The sequence below is a fragment of the Streptococcus intestinihominis genome (assembly GCF_046824975.1).
Taxonomy (GTDB): domain Bacteria; phylum Bacillota; class Bacilli; order Lactobacillales; family Streptococcaceae; genus Streptococcus.
In genome coordinates, this window is record NZ_JBKQBL010000002.1 from 153,237 (window position 1) to 165,455 (window position 12,219).

General features: G+C 37.9%; 9 protein-coding genes and 1 pseudogene. 4 read left to right on the plus strand and 6 right to left on the minus strand.

The window, feature by feature from the left end:
• The 4 genes and pseudogenes from ACLOR3_RS04065 to xerS all read left to right on the plus strand — a co-directional run.
• Nucleotides 1-651, plus strand: a pseudogene (locus tag ACLOR3_RS04065) (signal recognition particle protein); the annotation flags it as partial.
• Nucleotides 652-717: 66 nt separating this feature from the next.
• Complete coding sequence (locus ACLOR3_RS04070; protein ID WP_233331510.1) at nucleotides 718-1,485, plus strand: alpha/beta hydrolase; 768 nt, start codon at nucleotides 718-720, stop codon at nucleotides 1,483-1,485.
• A gap of 106 nt (nucleotides 1,486-1,591) precedes the next feature.
• On the plus strand, nucleotides 1,592-2,575 hold the full coding sequence (locus ACLOR3_RS04075; RefSeq protein WP_411400320.1) for an acetylxylan esterase: 984 nt from the start codon (nucleotides 1,592-1,594) through the stop codon (nucleotides 2,573-2,575).
• Nucleotides 2,576-2,768: 193 nt separating this feature from the next.
• On the plus strand, nucleotides 2,769-3,839 hold the full coding sequence (gene xerS, locus ACLOR3_RS04080; RefSeq protein WP_003001539.1) for a tyrosine recombinase XerS: 1,071 nt from the start codon (nucleotides 2,769-2,771) through the stop codon (nucleotides 3,837-3,839).
• A 178-nt stretch (nucleotides 3,840-4,017) separates the two neighbouring features.
• On the opposite strand, the gene ACLOR3_RS04085 is transcribed toward xerS, so the two are convergent.
• The 6 genes from ACLOR3_RS04085 to lpdA all read right to left on the minus strand — a co-directional run bounded on the left by ACLOR3_RS04085 (nucleotide 4,018) and on the right by lpdA (nucleotide 12,097).
• A complete protein-coding gene (locus ACLOR3_RS04085) occupies nucleotides 4,018-4,779 on the minus strand; it encodes an ABC transporter permease (RefSeq protein ID WP_411400319.1) in 762 nt (253 codons plus the stop codon).
• Between the two features lies 1 nt (nucleotide 4,780).
• Nucleotides 4,781-5,707: an ABC transporter ATP-binding protein gene (locus tag ACLOR3_RS04090; RefSeq protein WP_411400318.1), complete on the minus strand. Its 927-nt coding sequence runs from the start codon at nucleotides 5,705-5,707 to the stop codon at nucleotides 4,781-4,783.
• 463 nt (nucleotides 5,708-6,170) lie between these two features.
• The gene (locus tag ACLOR3_RS04095; protein WP_411400317.1) at nucleotides 6,171-6,797 is read right to left on the minus strand and encodes a putative bacteriocin export ABC transporter; all 627 of its coding nucleotides are present in this window, start codon (nucleotides 6,795-6,797) and stop codon (nucleotides 6,171-6,173) included.
• Nucleotide 6,798: 1 nt separating this feature from the next.
• Nucleotides 6,799-8,808 carry a DUF1430 domain-containing protein gene (locus ACLOR3_RS04100; RefSeq protein WP_411400316.1) on the minus strand — a complete coding sequence of 670 codons (2,010 nt, stop codon included), beginning with the start codon at nucleotides 8,806-8,808 and terminating at the stop codon, nucleotides 6,799-6,801.
• Between the two features lie 218 nt (nucleotides 8,809-9,026).
• A complete protein-coding gene (gene lplA / locus ACLOR3_RS04105; RefSeq protein WP_118095165.1) occupies nucleotides 9,027-10,016 on the minus strand; it encodes a lipoate--protein ligase in 990 nt (329 codons plus the stop codon).
• Between the two features lie 374 nt (nucleotides 10,017-10,390).
• Nucleotides 10,391-12,097, minus strand: a complete 1,707-nt coding sequence (gene lpdA / locus ACLOR3_RS04110) for a dihydrolipoyl dehydrogenase (protein ID WP_411400315.1) — start codon at nucleotides 12,095-12,097, stop codon at nucleotides 10,391-10,393.
• Between the last annotated feature and the right edge of the window lie 122 nt (nucleotides 12,098-12,219).

Here is a 12,219-nt window from a genome sequence, read left to right on the forward strand (position 1 = left end):
GCTTCTCAAGAATACGATGAGAAACGTTCCCTTGAACTCGCTGAGAAGATGCGAGAAAACACCTTTGACTTCAACGATTTCATCGATCAGTTAGACCAAGTTCAAAACATGGGACCAATGGAAGATCTACTCAAGATGCTTCCAGGTATGGCCAACAATCCAGCCATGAAGAACCTTAAGGTAGATGAACGAGAAATCGCTCGGAAACGCGCGATTGTATCTTCTATGACCCCAGCTGAACGGGAAAATCCAGATTTGTTAAACCCTAGCCGTCGTCGTCGGATTGCTGCTGGTTCAGGAAACAGCTTTGTCGAAGTGAATAAATTCATCAAGGACTTTAACCAAGCCAAGCAGATGATGCAAGGTGTCCTCTCTGGTGATATGAACAAGATGATGAAACAAATGGGGCTTAATCCAAATAATATGCCGAAGAATATGCCAGGTGGCATGCCTGATATGTCTGCCCTCGAAGGGATGATGGGTCAAGGCGGGATACCTGACTTATCAGCTCTTGGCGGAGGCGCTGGGATGCCAGACATGAGCCAAATGTTCGGTGGTGGTCTTAAAGGAAAAGCCGGCGAATTCATGATGAAACGGGCGATGAACAAGATGGCCAAACAAATGCGCAAGAATAAGAAAAAACGGAAATAATCATTTCTAGCAAGGGCCTGGAACACACTGTTCTGGGTTCTTTTAGAAACAACTACTAGAGGAAAGATGTTAAAAAAAATATTTCAACAACTCATTCGTTACTTTGTAAGACTCTTTTCTTCCTACAGAAAGCCCTTTGAATTTCCTAAAGGGTCGAAGAAACCTCCCATCAGACCAATCATCTTTGTACCTGGGAGTTCGGCTAGTATCCAGCGTTTCAATGGAACCATCCGCATGCTTCATCGCTTTTCCAGAAAAAAACAAAGTCTCTTAAAAATAAAAGTCAATAAAAATGATTCTATAGAGATGGAAGGAAGACTGAATACGAAAGAGCCGAATCCGATGATTGTGATTGGCTTTGAGAACAATCGAGATGGCTACAGCAATATCAAGCAGCAAATCGAATCCCTTAAGATAGCTTTAACCTATCTTCTTGATCACTATTATTTTACAGAGTTCAAGGCAGTCGGGCACTCCAATGGGGGACTGGTTTTGACTGGTTTATTGGAAAGTGGCTTTTTAGAAAAGAAAAAGCTGACCGTAAGCAAGCTGGTTATTATTGGTAGTCCTTACCAATTCAACCAAGAGATGTATGATGATTTTCAAACATGGAAGCATCGCCTAGGAAAAGAAGTAGAGGTCCTTAACTTTGTTGGTAGCTTTGCTGGGAAATCAGATGGGATCGTTCCCCTCTCTAGTGCTCAAGCAGCACAATCTATTTTTGAGAAACAAGCCTATACAGAAGTGAATTTAAACGGTCGTAAAGCTCATCATTCAGCTTTACCTACTAATCCAGATCTAGTGAAACAATTAAGTCTATTTTTGAATCTATAAGTAAATTACATAATTTCGGTTATGTAATTTTTTATTTGTCTCTTGCAATCATTAAATTAATATGGTACATTTTTGGTAGCGATTACACATACTTAAGGAGAATTTTATGAAAGATCCCAAATTATTAGAAACAATGAAAGATTACAAGGGACGGGATGATGTTCCCGCAGATTTTGATGCTCTTTGGGATCAAGCCCTAGCAAAGATTACTGAACTGCCTGAATACAAGCTTGAAAAAAAAGATTTCAGCATTCCAAATGTGATTTGTTATGAATTAACCTTTAAAGGAACACGAGATGGGCTTGTTTATGCGCGGGTTGTTCTCCCAAAAACAGATCAAAAGGTTCCCGTTATTTTCCATTTTCATGGCTATATGGGCCGTTGTTGGGATTGGGCTGACATGCTGCCTTATACAGTAGCCGGCTATGGTGTTGTGACTATGGATGTAAGAGGTCAGTCAGGCTTTTCAACCGACGGAGATCGCTCACCGCTTGGAAATACGGTAAAAGGACAGATTATCCGTGGAGCTGTGGAAGGTCCGGACCAGCTCTTTTATAAGGATGTCTACTTAGATCTTTACCAGTTAATTGAAATTGTAGCCAGCCTTCCTCAAGTAGACGACAGCAAAATTGCTAGCTATGGAGCCTCTCAAGGTGGTGCACTGGCTCTTGTGGCTGCTGGATTGAATCCTCGTATCCAACGAACGGTAGCCATTTATCCATTCTTATCGGATTTCAGACGGGTATTGGAGATTGGGAACACCAGCGAGGCTTATGACGAGCTTTTCCGTTATTTCAAGTTCCATGATCCATTTCATGAAACGGAAGACCAAATCATGGAGACCTTAGCCTATATTGATGTGAAAAATTTTGCTCATCGCATTAAAGGACAAGTTCACATGATTACAGGACTAGATGATGATGTTTGTTATCCTGAAACGCAGTTTGCCATTTATAATCGATTAGAATGTCCAAAAGAGCATTTAATCATGCCAGAATATGCTCACGAGGCCATGAATGTTCAAGTCAATGATCGAGTCTATAATTGGCTCTGTGGTAGCAAGATTCCATTTCGATATGTAGAAAAATAAGTTAGAAAAGAAAAACAATCAGTAAATCCATGAGATTTGCTGATTTTATTGTGTTTAAAAGGGATCTAGTATAGAAAGAGATACAAAACAGTCCTATATAAACCCTATAACATCTTTCCGAAAAACTATAATTTTCTTGAAAAATATATCTGGCTATGCTATACTACTAGTATAGAAAGATTTGGAGAAAAACATGAAACGCGAGATCTTATTAGAACGGATTGATAAACTCAAACAAGTCATGCCCTGGTATGTATTGGAATATTATCAATCGAAACTGGCCGTTCCATACAGTTTTACGACCTTGTACGAATACTTAAAGGAATACGATCGATTTTTCACCTGGGTTTTGGAATCTGGTATATCGGATGCTGATACCATGGCCGAGATCCCTTTAGACGTTCTGGAGCACATGACCAAGAAAGACATGGAATCCTTTATTCTTTACTTACGTGAACGCCCTCTGCTCAATGCCAATACAACGAAAAACGGGGTTTCCCAAACGACCATTAACCGTACCCTCTCTGCACTATCTAGTCTCTATAAGTATTTGACCGAGGAAGTTGAAAACGAGCAAGGGGAACCGTATTTCTACCGTAATGTCATGAAGAAGGTTGCTACCAAGAAAAAGAAAGAAACCTTGGCGGCCCGAGCTGAAAATATCAAGCAAAAGCTCTTTTTAGGCGATGAAACAGAGGGTTTTCTTAACTATATCGACCAGGAATACCCTCAAACACTCTCAAATCGTGCCTTATCCTCTTTTAATAAGAATAAAGAGCGAGATTTAGCCATTATCGCACTCCTTCTTGCCTCTGGTGTCCGTCTCTCTGAAGCCGTTAACCTAGACCTTCGTGACCTCAATCTTAAGATGATGGTCATTGACGTCACTCGAAAAGGTGGAAAACGAGACTCTGTTAATGTTGCTGCCTTTGCTAAGCCTTATCTAGAACAATATCTCGCTATTCGAGACAAACGTTACAAGACAGAAAAGACTGATACAGCCCTCTTTCTGACCTTGTACAGAGGTGTTCCAAACCGGATCGATGCTTCTAGCGTGGAAAAGATGGTCGCCAAGTATTCAGAAGACTTCAAAGTCCGCGTGACACCCCACAAGCTTCGCCATACATTAGCAACGCGTCTCTATGATGCAACCAAATCACAGGTTTTGGTCAGCCACCAGCTGGGACATGCCAGCACACAAGTTACCGACTTATATACGCATATCGTTAATGATGAGCAGAAAAATGCCTTGGATAGTTTATAAAATTACATAACGTAAATTATGTAATATTTTAGTGTTAGAAAAAGAGCGTAGGATTTTTTATGGAATCTTACGCTCTTTAATTATTTAGTTTCTTTAACTTCATTTATTTGTATGATTTCTTACTCCAATTGGAAAATCATTTTTCCAATTATTCATGAATTTGATTTTGAAGCAATCTTTAGAATTCTTTGTTTTCAAACAGTTTAATAGCAATGTAAAAAATTACAATTGAATAAATAACAGTTAAAAGTAGTTGAATGGTGTAGCTAATTATCGAAATATTCCTTGAAACAGGGTTTAAAATATTCAATACTCCTAATGGGCTAAAAGATAATAATAAGTTATTTTTGTCTAATAAACTTCTTGAAATCAGTTCTCCTAAACCTCTTAACAAAACAACTCCAACTAGGGTACTAGATAAAGAATTTGTTATCAAAAATAAACAAATAATTGTCGTACTATAAAAAATAGTTGTAAAAAACGTTGTAATAATTTGAATTATTCCGGCCGTAAAAGTAAGCATATTATCTGCAGATGAAGAGTAAGCTCCAACTTTAAAAAATCCAAATAGTAATGTTGTCGCTATAAAAGATGTTAAACTTAAAACAACTAAAATTAAGAATGAGGTAAAAATAGATGATAACAATTTTGAAAACAAAATTTCTACTCGTTTAACCGGTGTGACTAACAATGATTTAATTGTTTTTTGCTGAATTTCTTGATAAAACGGTACTAATGCTACTATAACTCCTACTATCAAAGCAAATATCGAAAATGTATCGCTGGAGGTTTTAAAAACATTTCCAAATGAAGATTCTGGTGCAACCATTCTTAGATACAGTATCAATAGAGAAATGACACAAACAAACCCTCCAAAAACATAGAAAATCTTTTTCCCAGCAAATAATTTGAACAACTCAATCTTTATTAATTTAAGCATATCAAGCCTCCATATCTCTCTGCATTTTGATAAAAATATCTTCAAAATTATTTTGTTTCTCAGAAAAATTTATGATGGAGATATCCTGACGTAATAACTCTGTGAGTAGTTGCTCCTTTACCTCTTTCATTGATTCTATATCTAAAGATAACTCAAGTTGCTCCATTCTCTCAGAAAAAACAATGTTTAAGTTATTTAAGATAGACTTTGTAAGTTCTAAGCCATCAGTTTTCAACAACCAAACGTTCTTTATAGATCCAAGTGATAAAAATTCTGTCTTTTTCCCTTGGAATATTACTTTCCCTTGATTGATAATTGTAACTGTATCTACTAACTTACTTAATTCTTCCAATGAATGACTCGAAATTACAATCCCAACTCCTTTTTTAGACAATTCAATGAGCAAGTCTCTAAATTCTTTCATTCCTATGGGATCTAGTCCATTGAATGGTTCATCTAATAGTAAGATAGTTGGCTGATGAATTAAAGCTTGAGCAAGTCCCAAACGTTGTTTCATACCTAATGAAAAACTAGATACTTTACAATCCACACTATTGTCTAAACCTACTAAATGCAGATAGTTTAAAAGATCTTCTTTTGATAAGTTTACTTCATCATAAAGACTAGAAATAAGCATTAAATTCTGTCTAGCTGTTAAAGATTCATAAAATGTAGGATATTCAATAATCGTACCGATAGTATTTAAATAGCCCTTTGACTTCCCATCAATTAGTTTCCCATTGATTTTAATTTCACCAGATTCTTTTTTTACTAAACCTAAAATCGTCTTGAATATTGTAGTTTTCCCAGAACCATTTTGTCCAATGAGTCCCATTATTTCGCCACTCTGCAACTCAAATGACAAATCTTCAATTACTTTCTTTTTGTTATACGATTTATTTAGACCAAAAATTTGTAATAGTGCCATTTCGTCTCCCCTTCTTTATTTTTGATCACTCATCACTTCTACTGTCATTGGTACGGTATACCTTACACACCTTTGTTTTTACAATGACTGTTGTTGATGAAGAGAAAGTTACTTTACGAGAGATGGAAGAAATTATTTGGCTTTCTTTTTGTGTCTCTGTATAGCCAGATAAACAAAGAAAAGTCAGAAATACAATGAATAGATAAACTATTTCATGTTTTTTCTCCTTTAAACCATTCTTGATAGCGTATTACAGAGTTTTCATTTCGATAGATTTCACCTTTTGGAATCTCACGATCCTTCTTTTTGAACTGAATCCATAGAATCCCTTTATTCAATAGCAAAGATGAAAAATTCTAAACATTTTTGTTTGACATAATCTTTTTTCTTCAACAGCTCTTACCTCATGAATAGCTAACTATAAAAGATAATACAGAAGATCCTACCATTCTTCAGCCATAGACTAGTTGAGTTTTACCACTTCGTCAGCTTGTTCCCAAATCACTGGATTATGGGTTGCAATAATGATTATACGCTTTTGATTCTTTAACGTTAACAGCAAGTCCATCACCTCTCGAGAGGTTTCTGGATCAAGTGCTGCAGTTAGTTCATCCGCTAAAATCAAAGGTGGATCCTTTAAAATAACTTTAGCCAATGCAACACGTTGTGCCTCTCCCCCAGATAATTCATAAATCTTTTGATCCAGAGCAAGGTAAGCCAATCCTACTTTTTTTAGCACTTCTTCTTCTTGGTGCTTCTTCTCTTTTTTCGTTAATTTTTGCCCAATCAATCCCAAATCTAAATTTGTAGCGATCGTCTCGTTTTCAAGCAGGCCAAAGTTTTGAAAGAGATAGCCTAATTCATGCTTAAAGAAGTGATGCTGTTTGATTTGTTTCAGTTCTTGCCCTTGATAGCTTATACTCCCTTTTTCATAAGGCTCTATCTTCGCCAAGATATTGAGCAAGGTTGTTTTACCACACCCACTATTTCCGATCAGAGCATAGACCTTACCTTCTGTAAATTGCAAACTCAAATCTTGAAAGACCGTTCGTTGGCCAAATGATTTGGTTAAATGTTCTACGCTAATCATATTAGGCTCCTTTCAGTACAGTGGCTAACAAGTGGTCTTCTTTATGAGACCGGTACAGGAGAATGAACCAAGCATTAGTAATAAATAGAAAGAGAGTGACAAGAGCAATCCACCATTCTTGAGTGAGAAGGAATACCAAGAGGCTTCCTAATAGCAAGAGGCTACTTTCTGAGAGCAAAATCATTTGGTGAATGTTTACAAATCCCAGACCTGCAATCTTCTTCAAGAAGATTTGTTTTCTAAACTCTTCAAAATATAGGAAATTCATAGTGTTAAAAAGAAGAACAGAGGTTGCTATACCAAAGACTCCTCCTGCAATCGCCATGAGATTTTCTATTTGTATTTTTTGGGCCATTTGCTGGTAAACGTCCACTGCATAGTCGTACTGACTAACACTTTTTTCAAGATCATACTCAGCAACAAGCTTCTTACTATTCTCAAGTCCATTAAAATAAAGGTAGGGATTTAGATGGGTGAAATATGGATTCTCATAGCCTCCAAAACTTTCAGGTTGTATAACCACTAAAACAGGATCTGTAAAGAATTGTTTATAGCTGATTGGTGTGTTGTTGTAGATAAAGCGTTTTTGATGATTCGGAATATACGTTACCTGCGCCTTCATTGATAAGGTGATATTTCCTTGATCATCTCGAGGAGATAGATAATCTTTATATCGTTTGATCATCTCCTCTTCTCGACCTTTTAATTTTTCTGGAAGCAAGAGACCAAATTCTCCTGCTTGTAAGTGATTTAAGTGATTTTTCTCTTCAGGAGATACTGGAACACCTTGGATTTCGAGGTAATTTGGAGTTACATAGAGAGTTCGTGCAAGTGGATCGTAATCTGTGATTGAAAACTCTTTACCTGTACTAAGATCCGTCATAACTCCTTTTGAACTAAAAGATACGAGATTATGATAAGCTAAAAGACCACCATTTTCAATACCAGACTCGATGAGCTTAGACCATTTTGCTCTGTTCTCAATTTGCGTCTCTTTGTTTGTTTTCTGTGAAAAATCCTCCCGAGTGACACCAATTTGAACCCAGTTCGACTGTTTAGACCAAGCCTCACTTCCCTCTTGATAAGTCTGCCAGATAGAGCCATAGATGCTGACACGATGAATTGAGAGACCAATGACAGTGATTGCAAGAAATTGACAAATAAAGAGGAAAACCAAAATGCGCTTTAATGGAACTCTCCCTTTTAGAAGGGTGACTAAATGCATTGTTTGAATACTATATGCAAAAATGAAGGATAAGATAGCAGATAAAATAAGTAACATCCCATTGTAAATGATACTACTTGAAATGATGACGGAATAGGTAAAAGGTGTTAATTGGAAAGAATAAATCAAAACCGCACCCATTATACTTGCGACAATACATCCCAAAAGCAACTCTATACTATCATCTTTTAAGGAATGTCCAAAAAGCTGCAAGCGTCTCATTCCTGAGATATATCGAATCCCAGCGCTTCTCATTTCAAGTGTTTTCTGGATAATCGTCAAAGCGCTAAAACTAATGATAAAAATAACCAAGGCAAGTGATTGTGAACCTGAGCCAAAAAAGGCAATAAAGGTCTGCAGAGGATTTGGTTTCTCTATAAAAGTTTGTGAGAAACCAAGAGTATGAAGCGTTTGATCCAGCTTTTCAGTTTCTAATTCACCTGATAATACATAATAATTCACTACCAGGCTTTCATTGGCAGCCAGTTCTTTCTTCTCTCTTTTAATACCAAGAGGAAGTTTTCCCTCTCCGTAGATATCATAGGTGAAAACAACCTGCCCTTTAGAATCTGTTCTTTGTATCTGACGGGCAATTATACTATGATTTTCCCTTGCCAAACGGTCTAAACTAGAAGATAAGTCTTCATATGTGACGCTCTTTTCTCGTCTCAGCACACCTACTACCGGAAGACTGCTGTGGATAACCGTATTTGGAGAAATAAAGGCAATCCAAATCAAAAAGCTAGAGATGAAAAGGTTTGATAAAACAATAAAGACACGTTTCATATCATCACACTTTCTAAAGCATCAAAGGAAAGTATTACCTAACTAGTCAATCAATTTCATTGTTTGGTGATTACTGAGTATTAAAAATTTTAATAATATTATTGTAAACGAATACATTTTTCCACCTTTACTATACTACAAAATCCTTCGTAAAACAATAATTTCTATGTGAAACTAGTTTCAAAAAAGAGATCCGCTTCTGCGAATCTCTTATGACTTTATTCCACCACTGCTTCAGCAATTTCCTCTGCAGTGATACCTGCAAAATAACGGCCTAGATTAATGGTTTGAAGGGCATTGAGGACGTCTTCACGTTCGTATTTAACGCCACGAAGAACATCTTCTACTGCTGCAACATCTTCAATACCAAAGAAGTCACCGTAAATCTTGATATCTTGAATTTTTGATTCAATGACATTAGCGAAGATTTCCACCTTACCGCTTGGGAATTTGGTGCCACGACGGACATTGTATTCAGGAGACTTTCCATAGTTCCAATCCCAGGTACCGAACTTGGTTTCCTTGATACGATTGATTTCAGCCAATTCTTCATCTGAGAAGACATATTCTGTCATCTCAGGGTATTCTTTCTTCATGTAGTCCAAAAGCAAGTCACGGAACTCTTCCACCGTGATTTTTTCTGGCAACTCATCGATGATATTGGTCACACGAGCACGGACTGATTTAACCCCTTTGGACTCAAACTTGTCTTTAGATACCTTGAGAGCATTGGCAAGGACTGACAAATCAACGTCAAAAAGAAGGCAACCATGGTGCATGATCCGACCATTGATGTAAGCTTGGGCATTTCCACAGAATTTCTTGCCATCAATCTCTAAGTCGTTACGACCCGTGAATTCAGCCTTCACTCCAAGCTGAGCCAAGGTGTTGATCACGGGAGTTGAAAAGCTCTTGAAGTCAAAGGCCTTGTTTTCATCTTCTTTTGAAATGATAGTGTAGTTAAGGTTGTTCAAATCGTGATAAACAGCCCCACCACCACTGATCCGGCGAACCACTTCAATCCCATGCTCCCGAACGTAGTCACGGTTAATTTCTTCGATGGTATTTTGGTGACGACCAACAATGATGGAAGGTTTGTTAATCCAGAGAAGGAAGATTTGATCCTCATCCAAGAGGTGTTTAAAGGCATATTCTTCCAAAGCAATATTAAAAGCAGTATCATTTGAATAATTAATAATGTATTTCATAGTAATTCCAAAAATTCGTTTTATAAATCCTACTCATAGTAAGATAAGCATTAGACAGAAATAGTTGAATTTCACTTGAATTTTCTGAAGTAGTAAAAAGAAGGGAGTGGGACAGAACTTCGCTAGTAAAAAAGTTCGTATTCCCACCCCCGCACAGTTGATTAGGTATCTTTGAAGCTTGTCCAGCGAACAAAGATACCAATCAACCACTGCGTCTGACAAATCCTTCCAAAAATTTCTTCGAGAAGGAAAATTATTTATTAAGCCATTTCTCGGAAAAATTGAGACAAGTGGCTCAATTTTTAGGCATGGAACTCTAAGAGAGGTCGCTACCGTCCGTACTACTTTAAGAAAATTTAGTTGAAAGAATAGTATTATTTCTTCTTAGGTGAGTGAACTGCCAAGCCGAGTACATCCGCAAAGGCTTCGTACATTACTTCTGAGAAGGTTGGGTGACCATGAATAGTCTTGAGCATTTCTTCCACGGTGATTTCCATTTCAATGATGGTTGAAGCTTCGTTGATCAATTCAGCAGCTGCTGGACCAATGATATGAACCCCAAGAACTTCACCGTATTTCTTGTCTGCAATAACCTTAACAAAACCTTGAGCTGCATCTGATGCAATCGCACGTCCGTTCGCCGCAAAGTTAAATTTACCGATTTGAACATCGTATTTCTCACGAGCTTGTTCTTCGGTCAAACCAACAGCCGCAACTTCTGGAAGTGTGTAGATGGCTGCAGGAGTCAAGTTCAATTTTGCAACAGCATGATTTCCTTTAAGAGCATTTTCGGCCGCTACTTCACCCATACGGAAGGCAGCGTGAGCCAACATCTTAGTACCGTTGATATCACCTGGCGCATAAATACCTGGAACAGACGTTTCCATGTACTCGTTAACTTTGATCCGTCCACGATCCAATTCAAACTCAACTTCACCGATTCCTTCAAGATCTGGAACACGACCGATTGAAAGAAGAGCTTTGTTTGCGATGATATCATCTTTTCCTTCAACCTTGATACGGAGTTTGCCATCTTCTTCAATGATTTCTTGCAATTTCGTATTCGTCAAGATTGTCATACCTTTACGTTCAAGGATTAAACGAAGGTTCTTAGATACTTCAGCATCCATAGCTGGAACGATACGGTCCATCATTTCGATAACTGTTACTTTTGAACCAAAGGTCATGAAGGCTTGTCCAAGTTCGATACCGACAACCCCACCACCGATGATCACAAGGCTTTCTGGGACTTCATTCATTTCAAGGATGTCGTCACTCGTCATCACAAGTGAAGATTCCATACCAGGGACATTAATTTTACTTACTTTTGAACCACCAGCAAGGATGATCTTCTTCGTTTCAAGCAATTCAGAACCATTGACCAAGACATTCTTATCCTTAGTGATAGTACCGATACCTTTATGAACATCTACTCCGTAGCTGCGAAGAAGACCCGCAACACCACCAACAAGAGTATTAACAACTTTAGATTTAGTTGCTAAAAGTTTATCCATATCTACTGAGAAACTTGGATTTTCAATGATAATACCACGGTTGGCCGCATGTCCGATATTTTCGATAATTTCAGCGTTGTGAAGGTAAGTCTTAGTTGGGATACATCCGCGGTTCAAGCACGTTCCACCAAGTTCAGATTTCTCAACAAGAGCAACCTTACCACCTAATTGAGCTGCTTTAATAGCAGATACGTAACCAGCAGGACCACCACCAATCACTACGATATCATAAGCGTCATCGCTCTTATTGTCATCGTTTGAAGCACTTGCTGCAGCTGGTGCTGGACTTGCTTCTGGTGCAACTCCTCCAGCGGTTGGGATATTTTCCCCTTCTTCACCAAGATAACCAATTACTTCTGTTACAGGAACAGTTTCTCCATCCCCTTTTAGGATAGCGATCAAGTAACCGTCTTCTTCCGCTTCCAACTCCATGCTGACTTTGTCTGTCATGATTTCAAGGAGAACTTCTCCTTCTTTTACAAATTCGCCGACTTTTTTATTCCACTGAACGATTTGTCCTTCGGTCATATCTACGCCGGCTTTTGGCATAATTACTTCTAAGGCCATTTTATTTCCCTCTTTTTCTTGTTTCTATTCTCTCGTTGATTAGACCAACATTGAAATCGGGTCTTCAATCAAGGCTTTCAAGTCTTTCATGAATTTGGCACCAGCCATTCCATCGACAACGC